The sequence below is a fragment of the Synechococcus sp. RS9909 genome (assembly GCF_014279595.1).
Classification (GTDB): Bacteria; Cyanobacteriota; Cyanobacteriia; order PCC-6307; family Cyanobiaceae; genus Synechococcus_C.
In genome coordinates this window covers 2,323,551-2,336,160 of sequence record NZ_CP047943.1, presented here as the reverse complement: position 1 = coordinate 2,336,160, position 12,610 = coordinate 2,323,551, and the positions used below count along the sequence as shown (strand labels likewise).

The 12,610-nt window shown below is 65.5% G+C and carries 15 protein-coding genes; 6 read left to right on the top strand and 9 right to left on the bottom strand.

Annotation, left to right across the window (positions count from 1 at the left end; genetic code table 11):
- Positions 1-105: 105 nt before the first annotated feature.
- Positions 106-1,092 carry a LysR family transcriptional regulator gene (locus SynRS9909_RS12405; protein WP_007101393.1) on the top strand — a complete coding sequence of 329 codons (987 nt, stop codon included), beginning with the start codon at positions 106-108 and terminating at the stop codon, positions 1,090-1,092.
- Positions 1,093-1,105: 13 nt separating this feature from the next.
- Here the strand turns inward: SynRS9909_RS12405 and SynRS9909_RS12400 are convergent, their stop codons facing one another.
- Positions 1,106-1,702, bottom strand: coding sequence for a DUF3172 domain-containing protein (locus tag SynRS9909_RS12400; protein WP_007101394.1), 597 nt, complete (start codon positions 1,700-1,702; stop codon positions 1,106-1,108).
- Entirely contained in the window at positions 1,699-2,046 is a 348-nt protein-coding gene (locus SynRS9909_RS12395) for an NAD(P)H-quinone oxidoreductase subunit M (protein ID WP_007101395.1), read from the bottom strand. The genes SynRS9909_RS12400 and SynRS9909_RS12395 overlap by 4 nt, the downstream gene beginning before the upstream one ends.
- Before the next feature lie 103 nt (positions 2,047-2,149).
- On the opposite strand from SynRS9909_RS12395, the gene pds reads away from it, so the two are divergent.
- Together pds and SynRS9909_RS12385 are read left to right on the top strand one after the other, a co-directional pair.
- Positions 2,150-3,568: a 15-cis-phytoene desaturase gene (gene pds, locus SynRS9909_RS12390; protein ID WP_007101396.1), complete on the top strand. Its 1,419-nt coding sequence runs from the start codon at positions 2,150-2,152 to the stop codon at positions 3,566-3,568.
- 3 nt (positions 3,569-3,571) lie between these two features.
- Positions 3,572-4,519, top strand: a complete 948-nt coding sequence (locus SynRS9909_RS12385; protein ID WP_007101397.1) for a phytoene synthase — start codon at positions 3,572-3,574, stop codon at positions 4,517-4,519.
- 49 nt (positions 4,520-4,568) lie between these two features.
- On the opposite strand, the gene SynRS9909_RS12380 is transcribed toward SynRS9909_RS12385, so the two are convergent.
- Together SynRS9909_RS12380 and SynRS9909_RS12375 are read right to left on the bottom strand one after the other, a co-directional pair.
- Positions 4,569-5,003 carry an RNA-binding protein gene (locus tag SynRS9909_RS12380; protein ID WP_007101398.1) on the bottom strand — a complete coding sequence of 145 codons (435 nt, stop codon included), beginning with the start codon at positions 5,001-5,003 and terminating at the stop codon, positions 4,569-4,571.
- A 67-nt stretch (positions 5,004-5,070) separates the two neighbouring features.
- Positions 5,071-6,318, bottom strand: a complete 1,248-nt coding sequence (locus SynRS9909_RS12375) for a CCA tRNA nucleotidyltransferase (protein WP_007101399.1) — start codon at positions 6,316-6,318, stop codon at positions 5,071-5,073.
- Here SynRS9909_RS12375 and SynRS9909_RS12370 point away from each other — a divergent pair.
- From SynRS9909_RS12370 to SynRS9909_RS12360, 3 genes are read left to right on the top strand one after another with little or no spacing between them, the layout of a single operon-like run.
- Positions 6,317-6,568 (top strand): Ycf34 family protein, encoded by a 252-nt coding sequence (locus tag SynRS9909_RS12370; protein WP_007101400.1) that lies wholly within the window; start codon positions 6,317-6,319, stop codon positions 6,566-6,568. The two genes, SynRS9909_RS12375 and SynRS9909_RS12370, sit on opposite strands and share 2 nt — an antisense overlap.
- On the top strand, positions 6,565-7,200 hold the full coding sequence (gene tsaB, locus SynRS9909_RS12365) for a tRNA (adenosine(37)-N6)-threonylcarbamoyltransferase complex dimerization subunit type 1 TsaB (RefSeq protein ID WP_007101401.1): 636 nt from the start codon (positions 6,565-6,567) through the stop codon (positions 7,198-7,200). The genes SynRS9909_RS12370 and tsaB overlap by 4 nt, the downstream gene beginning before the upstream one ends.
- A gap of 4 nt (positions 7,201-7,204) precedes the next feature.
- Positions 7,205-7,849: a YdcF family protein gene (locus SynRS9909_RS12360; RefSeq protein WP_007101402.1), complete on the top strand. Its 645-nt coding sequence runs from the start codon at positions 7,205-7,207 to the stop codon at positions 7,847-7,849.
- On the opposite strand, the gene SynRS9909_RS12355 is transcribed toward SynRS9909_RS12360, so the two are convergent.
- Genes SynRS9909_RS12355 through rpaB form a run of 5 tightly spaced genes read right to left on the bottom strand, consistent with a single transcriptional unit; the run spans position 7,773 to position 12,579 of the window.
- Positions 7,773-8,489 (bottom strand): 1-acyl-sn-glycerol-3-phosphate acyltransferase, encoded by a 717-nt coding sequence (locus SynRS9909_RS12355; protein WP_050752479.1) that lies wholly within the window; start codon positions 8,487-8,489, stop codon positions 7,773-7,775. The two genes, SynRS9909_RS12360 and SynRS9909_RS12355, sit on opposite strands and share 77 nt — an antisense overlap.
- 3 nt (positions 8,490-8,492) lie before the next feature.
- Positions 8,493-9,401 carry an ACP S-malonyltransferase gene (fabD, locus tag SynRS9909_RS12350; RefSeq protein ID WP_186593731.1) on the bottom strand — a complete coding sequence of 303 codons (909 nt, stop codon included), beginning with the start codon at positions 9,399-9,401 and terminating at the stop codon, positions 8,493-8,495.
- A 26-nt stretch (positions 9,402-9,427) separates the two neighbouring features.
- Positions 9,428-10,456 carry a beta-ketoacyl-ACP synthase III gene (locus SynRS9909_RS12345; protein ID WP_083774473.1) on the bottom strand — a complete coding sequence of 343 codons (1,029 nt, stop codon included), beginning with the start codon at positions 10,454-10,456 and terminating at the stop codon, positions 9,428-9,430.
- A 37-nt stretch (positions 10,457-10,493) separates the two neighbouring features.
- Positions 10,494-11,852, bottom strand: coding sequence for a phosphate acyltransferase PlsX (gene plsX / locus SynRS9909_RS12340; RefSeq protein WP_038001042.1), 1,359 nt, complete (start codon positions 11,850-11,852; stop codon positions 10,494-10,496).
- Complete coding sequence (gene rpaB / locus SynRS9909_RS12335; protein ID WP_007101407.1) at positions 11,833-12,579, bottom strand: response regulator transcription factor RpaB; 747 nt, start codon at positions 12,577-12,579, stop codon at positions 11,833-11,835. The genes plsX and rpaB overlap by 20 nt, the downstream gene beginning before the upstream one ends.
- Between the last annotated feature and the right edge of the window lie 31 nt (positions 12,580-12,610).

The following is a 12,610-nucleotide window of genomic DNA, read 5'->3' as shown; positions in this document are numbered from 1 at the left end:
TCACAGCCATCGCAAGCGGCGATTCTGGCGGTCCGTGAACGGTCGCTCCCGCAGCGGGTATCCCACTTACAGTTTTGCTCTTCGTTGCCCGGGTGGCTGGGCCCCATGGCCGATCTCCCGTTCACCCTGGATCAGCTGCGCATTCTTCGCGCCATCGTCAGCGAGGGAAGCTTCAAGAAGGCCGCCGACAGCCTCTTCGTCACCCAGCCGGCGGTCAGCTTGCAGATTCAGAATCTTGAGAAGCAGCTGGAGGTCTCCCTCTTCGACCGTGGTGGTCGCAAGGCCCAGCTCACCGAGGCCGGGCACCTGTTGCTCGGTTACTGCGACCGGATCCTGAGCCAGTGCCACGAGGCCTGCCGCGCCCTCGACGATCTGCACAACCTCAAGGGAGGCTCCCTGGTGGTGGGCGCCAGCCAGACCACAGGCACCTATCTGATGCCACGGATGATCGGCCTGTTCCGGCAGAAATACCCCGATGTGGCCGTGCAGCTGCATGTGCACAGCACCCGGCGCACCGGCTGGAGTGTGGCCAACGGTCAGATCGATCTGGCGATCATCGGCGGTGAACTGCCCCCGGAGCTCAACGAGCTGCTGCAGGTGGTGCCCTACGCCAGCGATGAACTGGCTCTGGTGTTGCCGGTGAAGCATCCGCTGGCCCGCTTGCTGGAGCTGAGCAAAGACGACCTCTACCGGCTCGGCTTCGTTTGCCTCGATGCCCAATCGACCACCCGAAAGATGGTGGATCAGCTGCTGGCGCGCTCCGGCCTTGATGTGCAGCGTTTGCGGATCGAGATGGAGCTCAACTCTCTGGAAGCGATCAAGAATGCGGTGCAATCCGGCCTGGGTGCCGCCTTTCTGCCGGTGGTCTCGATTGAGCGGGAGCTCAATGCCGGCACCCTCTATAAACCCTCGGTGGTGGATCTGCAGGTGCGGCGGCAACTGAAGCTGATCAGCCACCCCGCCCGCTACTGCTCCAGGGCAGCGGAAGCGTTCCGCCGCGATGTGCTGCCGGTGTTTGCCAGTGCCGACAGCCCCCTGCGTCAGAGCCGCAGCGCCATGGAGGAGGGGGAAGCGGTGGCGGAAGCGGGGTGATCGAAGCGATGGATCAGAACTGATCCGCTTCCGGGGTGATGCCGACGGAATCGTCAGCGACGCCCTTGGTGATGAACTTGTTCTCCCGGATGTCGGTCTGATAGACGCAGCGCACCACGGGCTTGTCGCGGATGGAGCCGATGTAAGCGAAGGTGTTCATCCGTTGCTTGCATTCCCGCTCCTGGGCGGGAGTGATCGCTCCCTCCTTGCGGAGCACGGCCCAGTTCTCCCGGCGGATCACGCAACCGGCCTGCAGTGCCGGTTGGGTCACGAAGCTGCTCACCGGGTTCATCGTCGTGTACATCTCCACATCCATCACATAGGCACTGGCACCCCATTGCCGGCAGAACTCCGGATCCGGCACTGCCATGTCCAGCTGTTGGCTGCTGGCGATGTTGCCCTGATCGCCTTGGGTGGTGCTGGTGACGGCACTGCCGATGCCGATGCCGATCACGAGCACGCCGGCGAGGACGGCGGCGGTGGCCCCGTTGAATTTGAGCCCACCCGGACCACCACCACCCGTTGGCGGTGGGCCATAGCGGCTCTCCTCATAGCGGCGTTCGCTGCTGCGACGGGTGGGCCGGGGGCGGTCGTAGGGGGAACGGCTCACAGCAGTTCTGGGGTGCGGGGCAGACCCATGGAATAGTTGAGCACCCTGCAGGCCGGGTTGTACTTCAGGGCGCCACTCTGCAGCAGGTCGCGAATGCAGCCCTCAAGTTCGGAGCCGATGCGCCGCAGGGTGTAATCGCTCAGCTCCTGGCCGGCCTGACGGTCCACCAGGTCACGGAATCGTTGCTGCACCGTGGCAATCGCGGCGTCATCCCAGAGAAATTCGTTGTCGGGGTCGAGATCCAGGGTGAGCTGGTCGTCAGCCGGCACCAGGTTGTCGTTCTCCACCCGGGCGGTGAACAGCCGGACGTGGCGGGTGGTGCACTTCAGCAGGGTCTCGGCCATGGCAGGGGGGCGAGCGGAGGCTCCGGTGGCTGTTGAAATCGACTTTAGGAAGCGGCCGGGGAAGCGGTCCTTTTAAGGTTGGCTTCACGATTTCGAGACAGCCATGCGCGTCGCCATTGCAGGAGCCGGTCTGGCCGGTCTGTCCTGCGCCAAATATCTGGCGGACGCCGGTCATACCCCGATCGTGCTCGAAGCCAGGGATGTGCTGGGCGGCAAGGTGGCGGCCTGGAAAGACGAGGACGGCGACTGGTATGAAACCGGTCTGCACATCTTCTTCGGGGCTTACCCGAACATGCTGCAGCTCTTCAAAGAGTTGAACATCGAAGACCGGCTGCAGTGGAAGAGCCATTCGATGATCTTCAACCAGCCGGAGGAGCCCGGCACCTACAGCCGCTTCGATTTTCCGGATCTCCCCGCACCGGTCAATGGCGTGGCGGCGATTCTGGGCAACAACGACATGCTCACCTGGCCCGAAAAGATCGCGTTCGGACTGGGGCTGGTGCCCGCCATGCTCCGCGGCCAGGGCTACGTGGAGGAGTGCGATCAGTACTCCTGGACCGAGTGGCTACGCATTCACAACATCCCGGAGCGCGTGAATGATGAGGTGTTCATCGCCATGAGCAAGGCACTGAACTTCATCGATCCCGATGAAATTTCAGCCACGGTGGTGCTCACGGCCCTGAACCGTTTTTTGCAGGAGAAGAACGGTTCTCAGATGGCGTTCCTTGACGGGGCACCGCCGGAACGACTGTGCCAGCCGATCGTGGATCACATCGAAGCCCTGGGTGGCAAGGTGCATCGCAACAGCCCCCTGCGGCAGATTCGCCTCAACGCCGATGGCAGCGTGGCTGGTTTCCAGATCGGTGGGGTGAAGGGACAGGAGCCCCGTGAGGTGCAAGCGGATGCCTATGTGAGTGCTCTGCCGGTGGATCCGTTCAAGTTGTTGCTTCCCGAGCCCTGGAAGCAGATGGAGGTGTTCCGCAAGCTGGATGGCCTGCGCGGTGTGCCGGTGATCAATCTGCATCTGTGGTTTGACCGCAAGCTCACCGATATCGATCACCTGCTGTTCAGCCGCTCTCCCCTGCTCAGTGTCTACGCCGACATGAGCATCACCTGCAAGGAATACGAGGATCCCGATCGCTCCATGCTCGAGCTGGTGTTTGCTCCGGCCAAGGATTGGATCGGTCGCCCGGATGAGGAGATCATCGAGGCCACCATGGGCGAACTGAAGAAGCTGTTCCCCATGCACTTCGGTGGCGACGAGCCCGCCACCCTGCGCAAATACAAGGTGGTGAAAACGCCTTTGTCTGTCTACAAAACCACCCCTGGCTGCCAGCAGTTGCGTCCGGATCAGACCACTCCGATTGCCAACTTCTTTCTCGCAGGCGATTACACGATGCAGCGCTATCTGGCTTCGATGGAAGGGGCCGTGCTCAGCGGCAAGCTCTGTGCCCAGGCGGTGGACCGCCAACGCGACCACCTGCAATCATTGGCCAATGTCGGTGCGCCGGTCACGGCTTGACTCATGACCCTCGCGCCGCCCGAACCCTCCCAGGACCGCGGGAGTCAGGCTCTCAGCGGGGCTCTGGAGCGGGCTTATGAAGCCTGTCGACAGGAGACGGCCGAGTGGGCCAAGACCTTCTATCTGGGCACGTTGCTGCTGCCTCCCGAGAAGCGGCGGGCGATCTGGGCGATTTACGTCTGGTGTCGTCGCACCGATGAACTGATGGACAGTGCCGAAGCTCAGGCCCGCCCTCAGGCGGAACTGGCTGAGCGACTCGATCGTTGGGAGGAGAACACCCGCGCGGTGTTTGCCGGGCGGGTTGGCAGTGATCTTGATGCGGTGATGGTCGACACCTTGGAGCGTTTCCCGCAGTCGATTCAGCCCTATCTCGACATGATCGAAGGGCAGCGGATGGATCTCACCTGGACCCGTTATCCCACCTTTGACGATCTGCGTCTCTACTGTTACCGCGTTGCGGGCACGGTGGGCCTGATGACCCAGGGCGTGATGGGCTTGGATCCGGCCTACACCACGGCCCCCTGGAGCCATGATCCCAACACCTCCGATGCTGCTGTGGCCCTCGGTATCGCCAATCAGCTCACCAATATTCTTCGCGACGTGGGTGAAGATCGCTCCCGTGGTCGCATCTATCTTCCCTTGGAAGATCTCGACCGATTCGGTTATTCCGAGGCCGACCTCCTGGCCGGTCGGCTGAATGAGGCCTGGCGCGATCTGATGATGTTCCAGCTCGAGCGTGCGCGCTTCTGGTTTGCCCGTTCCGAAGCGGGTGTGCGTTGGTTGTCAGGCGATGCACGCTGGCCGGTGTGGACCTCTCTGCGTTTATATCGCGGCATTCTTGATGCGATTGAACGGCTCGATTACGACGTGTTCAACCATCGGGCCTATGTGAGTCGTCTTGGTAAATTGCTTGAGCTGCCCCGCTCCTTTGTGATCGCCCAGGCGCGCTAAAAAGCCCGGGATGTTCAATCCCGGGCTGTCACTGTTGTGTGGTCTTTGTTCAGACGGCGGTTTTCTGATTGGCGAGCAGGTCCTTCAGCTTGGAGAGTTCACCCGCCCAGCGCGGATCGGGTGCTTCTTCAGCCTTGGCATCGCTATGAACCACTTTATTCACCGCTTTACGGGCTGAGCCAGGCGCATGGCCCTGATCGCGACCGCCACGGCGACCCGCGGCGCCGGCGTTGCTGTCGCGGCGCTCGGACCGCTCCACCCGCAGAGACTGGCCACCGAACTCCTTGCCGTTGAACTGTTCGATCACAGCATCGGCGACTTTTTCGTCATTAACATTGGCAAAGCCGAAGCCCCGGCTGGTGCCCGTCTCTCGGTCAAGCACCGCTTTGAAACGGATCCCCTCTCCCACATTGGCGAGCTGAGACTCCAGGGCTTTGCTGTCGAAGTCTTGCGGCAGGTTGCCGATGTAGAGGCGAACACTCATGAAGGGAGGGGAAATTTGAAACGTGAAGATCCGGTCAGGCCGATCGGGGTCGTCATTGCAAGGCCAGTCAATCACATTGAAGCTTCAGCCACGTCCGGCTTGCGGCAAGGCAGTCCTCGCGATCGTGGATGCGCCCGAAGGCTCGTTCGCGCTTCAGGTGATGCAGCAGTCGCCCCAGCAGGGGGCCCTGGGGCAGCTCCAGTTCGCGTTGCAGGGTGCGTCCATCCAGGGCCGCCCGGGGATGGAATAAAGGATCGCTGCCATCGCGCCAGCGCATCAACCAGTGATCTCGCCTCTCGGCGGGCAGTTGCAGAATCAAGGCAGGCAGGTCGTTCTCCAGCTCCAGATGCAGCTGGAGGCGTTCGGGTTCCGCAAGCGTGTCGTCCGCCGCTTGCTCCAGGCGTGTCAGCCAGTGACGCAGCCGGGCACAGCGTTGACACTGCTTTTTGCTGAAGCGCAGGCTCTGCAGTCCCCGATCACCCAGGCAGGCGGTGAGCCGGAGCAGGGGCAAGGCTTGGTCGCGTTCGTCTGGGTTGAGGGCCGCGGCCGCCTGATCCAGGCCAGCACCCCGCACCGGCAGTGCTGCCGGTGGCGGCCCCTCCCGCTCCTGCCAGGGCTTCAGCAACTGAAGGTTGTCGAGCACCTCCAGGGCGTGGTCGGCCTGGGGGCCTGCCACCAGCCGCAGCAGTTCCGCCTGAATGCGCTCCGGTGCCGCCCTGGCCAGCAGGGCGCGCTGTCGCCTGAGCATCGCCATGGTGGCGGTGTCGAGGCTGAAGGGCAGTTCCGCCAGCAGTCGCACGCCCCGCAGCAGCCTCAGCGGGTCGTCGATCAGGTTGTGTTCAGCGATGGCGGCGAGGCGCCCGGCGCGTAGATCGTCGAGGCCCCCAGTGGGGTCGAGCAACTGGGGCTGGGGATCGATCACCAGGGCGATCGCATTGAGCCGGAAATCCCGCCGCCACAGATCCGCCTCCAGGTCGGCCCCGTCCTGCCGGGCCAGATCGAGGGTCCAGCCCCTCAGCACCAGGCGGGCCATGTCGCGTTGGGCATCGAGCACCACGCGGGCGCCGCCATGTTCTTGGGCTAGCCGGGCAGTGAGCTCCAGGGCGTTCTCGGGCACCACCAGATCGAGATCCGGTTGGGGCCGCAGCCGCCCGATCAGTCCATCCCGGATCGCTCCTCCTACGAGGGCCGCGCCCGGTGGCAGGGCCGTGAGCGGGATCGGCCAGCGCTCCGGTGCCAACCGCTGCCAGAGCAGCGAGGCCCATGTGCGGGGCTCCGCCTCCAGAATGGATGGCTCAGCGGCATGGCGAGGCATGTGCATCTGCGTGGATTGCCGCTGGGTCGATCGATGCCAGGCCTATCACGCGGTGGAGCGCCAGCACGGAGCCGAGCACCTCAATCCGGCTCCGGATCTGGAGCCCCGAAAGCCCCGGATTCACATCAGCGTGCGCGATCTGGAGGGCGGGCGTGTGGGGGTGGAGTGGGACGTCCGCGCCTGCGACAGCTTTGAGGCTGAGCCTGGGCGCTGGCAGCGTCTGCGTCCGGGTGCGAAGCTCCCCCCATGACCCGCTGGCTCCTGGCGCTGCACAGTTCGACCCCCGATCTTGGGGTGGCCGTGCTCGACGCCGACCAACCCTCCGACACGCGGCGTCATCTCGTGCTTTCCTGTGGCCGCCGGTTGACCAATGACCTGATCCCGGCCGTGCAGCTGCTGCTGCCGTCGGCGCAATGGTCGTCGATCACTCGCCTGGCGGTGGCCACAGGGCCGGGCGGGTTCACGGGCACCCGACTGACCGTGGTGATGGCGCGCACCCTGGCGCAGCAGCTGCAGGTTCCCCTCGATGGCTTGAGCAGCTTTGCCCTGATGGCGCCCCGGCTGGCCCGAGACGCTGCGGCCGGCGTCGATGCCTTCGATCCGGAGCAACCGTTCTGGATCGTGCAAGACCTGCCCCGTCGCGGTCGCGTCGGTGGCTGCTATCGCTGCCACCCGGCTGAGCTCGGTGCGGTGGAGCTGGCGGCTCCTCGTCTGCTCGCTGCTGATGCCCAGCCCCGTCCGGCCCTGCCCATGGCAACGGACGTGGCGGCGGATGTGCTGCATCTGCTCGATCTCTGTGGCCAGGCCGATCAGCAGCGGCTCCCGGCCGCCTGGTCGGAGGTGCTCCCCTTATATCCCACGTCGCCGGTGGGTGTGGTGTGAGCCGATGGGGCGCCGCCTTCTGATCCTGAGCGCTGCAGCGCTGCTCGGCGCTCTCAGCGCCTGGCCGTTGCGGCCCTATCGCCAGGCCTGGTTCACGCCTCAGCCTCCCCAGCGCATTTTGGTGCTGGGCGGCGATGTGGATCGGGAGAAGGCCGGACTGCAGCTGGGCCGTCGCCTTGCACTGCCCGTGGTGGTGAGCGGCGGTAGCAATCCCGAATACGCCCATTGGCTGATGGATCGCGAGGGCCTGAGCCAGAGCCGGGTGCGCCTGGATTACCGGGCGAAAGACACCCTGGGCAACTTCACCTCTCTGGTGGATGACCTCAAGCGTGAGGGCGTGCAACACATGCTTCTGGTCACCAGCCGCGACCATCTGCCCCGGGCGATGGCGGTGGGGCGGTTGGTGGCTGGCAGTCGGGGCATTCGCCTCACCGCCGTGCCGGTGGCCTGTGCGCCCCGTTGCCTCGAGGAGAGCCTGGGGAAGCAGGTGGGTGATGGTCTGCGCGCCCTCGCCTGGGTGCTCACCGGTCGGGATCTCAAACCCTGGGCGCGGATGTCGTGGGGGAGGTGGCTCAGTGGGGGGACTGGCCCGGCAGACCCTGGCCCAGAAGCCCATGATCGAGCAGGCCCTGATCGAGCAGGCCGTTGATCCGTTGCTGGAGCTCCCGGGTGGTGGCTTCCAGATCCGGTTTGCGGCGACTGGCCGGAGCTGGGATCGGTGTGCCGATTCGGAGCAGGATCGGCACGGTGCGCAGGCGCCTCTGGCCAGGGCCCCAGGCTCTGTGGCTGTTCACGATCGCCACGGGAAGGAGGGGGGCGCCGCTGCGGGCGGCGAGCAGGGCAGCGCCTGGCATCGGCTCATTGACCCGGCCGTTCGCTTGGCGGCTGCCGTCCAGAAACACGCCGGTGGCCCATCCCTGCTCAAGGCGGGCCGTGGCTGTGCGGATCGCTTCGCGATCACTGGCTCCGCGCCGCACGGGGTAGGCGCCGCAGGCGCGGATGATCGGCCCCAGCACCGGAACGTCGAACAGTTCCGCTTTGGCCATGAAGGCGACCGGGCGCCCGAGGGCATGGCCCAGCAGCGGCGGATCCAGATGGGAGCCATGGTTGGCCACCACCACAACAGGACCCTGCATCGGCACATTCTCGTTCCCCACGGTGCGGCCTCTGAACAGACCGCGGAACACGGGAAAGACGAGCAGGGAGCTCACCAGGCGATAGGTGAGGCTCGGCCGCGGCGTGAGCAGCACCGGAGCTACAGAACCTGGTCTGGGAACAGGGAGTGCCAAGGATCAGAGCCCCAGATCAGCCGCTCCGGCCAGGGAGCTGAGCGTCACTCCCGGCATGGAGCGCTTCGCCAGTCCGCTGAGCACGTTGCCAGGCCCGATCTCCACCACGGTGTCGATCGAGGCGGCTTGCATCGCCTCCATGGTGTCCCGCCAGCGCACCCCGGTGGTCATCTGCAGCCGGAGGCGTTGCTTGAGCACGGCGGCATCGCAGCTGGGGGTTGGATCGGTGTTGCTCAGCACCGGGAAGCGAGCGTCTTCGAAGGTGACAGCCTCGAGGTGGCTGGCGAAGGCTTCGGCGGCTTCCGCCATGAACGGTGAGTGAAACGCCCCGGAGACGGCCAGGGGAATGGCCCGTTTGCAGGTCAGCTGCTCACTCACTTGCTGCACGGCCTCCGGGGTGCCGGAGAGCACAACCTGGGCGGCGCTGTTGTCATTGGCGATCACCACAGCGTCGTTGGCGGCCACCAGCGCCAGGAGTTGATCGCGGTCGAAGCCGATCACGGCGGTCATGGCGCCACCTCCGGCGGCGGCCATCAGTTCGGAGCGGCGCAGCATCAGCTCCAGCCCGGTGGCGGCATCAAAAACCTCAGCGGCATAGAGCGCCACCAGTTCCCCCAGGCTGTGGCCGGCCACCAGAGCCGGCTCCCGCTGCTGCCGTCGCAGTTCGTCCACGATCAGCGATTCGACCACGAACAGGGCCGGTTGGGTGTTGCGGGTGTCGTTGAGGTCGTTGGGGCCGTGCCGTTCGGGATCGTCACTGCCGGGCTCGCCCCGACAGATCGCCAGCAGATCACGTCCGAGCAGGCGCGAGGCGAGGGCGAAGCGTTCCTCGGCACCGGGAAGGCTGAGCACGGGATCGGCCATCCCGGTCTTCTGAGAACCCTGACCGGGAAACACCCAGGCGATCGACATCAACCAAGCGCAGCTGTGCGGCGAGCCTACGAGGGGCCTTGCCAGCGGAACAGGGCCGCGCCCCAGCTGAGTCCTGCGCCAAAGCCACTGCTGGCGATCCGATGGCCGGGTTGGATGCGCCCGTCACGGACCGCTTCATCGAGCATCAGCGGAATCGTGGCGGCGGAGGTGTTGCCGTAGTGGGCCAGGTTGCTGAGCACCTTGGCGTGGGGAAGTTTGAAGCGATCGGCCACCGCATCGAGGATGCGCTGGTTGGCCTGATGCAGCAGCAGCCAGTCGAGGCTGTCGGCTGCCGTTTCCGTGCTTTGCAGGAGGTGATGAAGAATCGCCGGCACCTCGCGCACCGCGAACTTATACACTTCCTGCCCGTTCATGCTGATCGGCGCAAAGCCGCCCACCTGATGGCTGGTGCCACCCACCAGCGCTTGGCGCTCCTGATGCTGGGAGAGGTTGAGACAGTCGCCCCGCAGCCCATCGCTGCGCAAGGCAAAGCCGAGCAACCCATCCTCGGCGGCTGTGGTGGCTTCGAGCGCGACCGCGCCGGCCGCATCACCGAAGAGCACGCAGGTGCGGCGGTCATCCCAGTCGACCCAGCGGCTCAATTGATCCGCCCCGATCACCAGCACCCTGCGCATCGCCCCCGCGCGCAGGAACTGGGCGGCGGTGACCAGCGCGAACAGAAAACCGCTGCAGGCGGCCGTGAGGTCAAAGGCCACGGCCTGCTTGGCGCCGAGCAGCGCCTGCACTTTGGGCGCTGTGCCGAACAGGTCGTCGGGAGTGGAGGTGGCCAGCAGCACCAGGTCGACACTCTCGGGCGACCAGCCAGCCATGGTCAGCGCTGCATCGCCGGCCTCGTGGCTCAGGTCGGCCAGGCTCTGCTGCGGTCCGCAGATGCAGCGCTCACGGATGCCAGTGCGGCTGCGGATCCATTCATCATTGGTGTCGACCCGCAGCCCGAGCTGATCGTTTCGGATCGTCTGCTCACCCCTGGCGCTGCCGCTGGCCACCAGGGCCACGCCACCGGTCGCACCGGAGAGTGGAGCTGATCCAGCCAAGAGACACGGTCGCAGGGTCGGCGTCAGTCAACCACAGTCAGGCCTGCACGGCCTGCTTTGGCTCGCCCAGGGCGGCGAGGTCGTCCATCACGCCATGGCTGGCGGCCGAGTGGGCCAGCCGCAGGGCACTCAGCACCGAAAGGGCCCGGCTGCTGCCGTGACCGATCACGCAGATGCCATTCACCCCCAGCAGCAGGGCGCCTCCGTGTTCCGCGTGGTCCAAGCGCTTCTTGATGCGCTTCAGATTGCTGCGCAGGAAGGCGGAGCCCACCTTGCCGCGCCGCCCCCGTGGCAACTCGGCGCGGAGCACATCGAGCAGCACGCTGCCCACCGACTCGAGGAACTTGAGCAGCACGTTGCCGGTGAAGCCGTCGCAGACCACCACATCAAAAGCACCGGAGAGCACGTCGCGGCCTTCACAGTTGCCGGCGAAATGCAGGCGTGACTCGTCACGGAGCAGCGCATGGGTGCGCAGGGCGAGATCATTGCCCTTGCACTCCTCTTCGCCGATGTTGAGCAGTCCGATGCGGGGCTGCTCCACCTGCAGCACATCGCGGCAATAGATGTTGCCCAGCAGGGCGAACTGGTGCAGGTAGGCGGGTTTGCAATCCATGTTGGCGCCCACATCCAGCACCAGCACGGGCTGGCCTGGATCCTTGGTGGGGAACAGGGCGCCGATCGCCGGTCGATCGATGCCGGCGAGCCGCCCCAGGCGGAAGATCGCTGACGCCATCACGGCACCGGAATTGCCGGCGGAATACACCGCCAGCGCCTCGCCGCGTTTCACCAGGTCCATGGCCACATTGATGCTGGCCGTCCGCTTGCGGCGCACGGTGGTGGCCTCGTCGTGCATGCCGATCGAAGGGCCGCTGGCCACCAGCTCCAGATGCCCCCGGGCGATCGCCTGCTCCAGGGCAGCGCTCAGGTCCATGGCGGCCGCCGCCTCCAGCACCCGATCGGTTTCTCCCACGAAGCGAATGCGCAGCGGCAGTCGCTCGATCGCCTCCAGACAGCCCTCCAGGATCGGGCCAGGGGCATGGTCACCGCCCATGCCATCCACGGCCACCCAGAGCCGGGTGCTGTCCTCGATCACCGCATCGTCGGTGTCGCTGCCACCCTGCAGTCGCCGCAGGGGATCGAAGACCAGGGGTTGCAGCATGCTGCCGGCCATCGTCCCGGCGCTGGACACCACCGTCCCCGCCATCGAGCCGACCGAACCGGCCACCTGGCCGGCCGCCGTTCCTGCGGCACTGGCGGATGTGGCCGCTGTGCCCACCAGGCTGGTGACGGCAGCGTTGCGTCGATACCAGATCACCAGCCGTCGCACGGCGCGGGATCGGCGGGGTTTGCTCCGGGGCGAGGAGGTCGCGGCGGAGTCAGGGTCCTTCGGAGGCAACGGAGTCGACGATGCGCTGGAACAGATAGCCGGTGCCCCGAGCTGTGAGAATCAGCTCGGGGTTGGCCGGATCGTCCTCCAGTTTGGAGCGAAGTCGGGAAATATGAACATCCACCACCCGCGTATCCACATGGCGTTCCGGGGTGTAGCCCCACACGTCCTTGAGAATTTCACCGCGGCTGAAGGGCTCGCCGGAGCGGCTCACCAGCAGCTCCAGCAGGCTGAATTCCATGCCGGTGAGTCGGATCCGCTCATCGCCACGGAACACCTGACGTTTGTTGGTGTCGATGCGCAGGTCGGCCACCTGGATCAGGCCGGAATTGGGGATGCCCGCCACCTGCTCCTTGTCGACCCGGCGCAGCACGCAGCGGATGCGGGCCTCCAGCTCCTTGGGACTGAAGGGCTTCACCACATAGTCATCGGCACCGAGCTCCAGCCCCGTGATCCGGTCGGCCACATCGCCCAGGGCGGTGAGCATCACGATCGGCACATCCGATTCCTTGCGCAGCTCCTGACAGACGCCGTAGCCGTCGAGTTTGGGCATCATCACGTCGAGCACCACCAGATCCGGTTCGTTGACGCGGAAGCACTCGAGGGCCTCGTTGCCGTCACTGGCGGTGATGACGTTGTAGCCGATCATCGACAGGCGCGTCTCCAGGATCCGCCTGATGCTGGCCTCGTCATCGACGACCAGGATGGTCTCCTTAGCAGAACCGGAGGCTGTCATGAGATCAGCAGCCATTACAAGATCTCGTCAC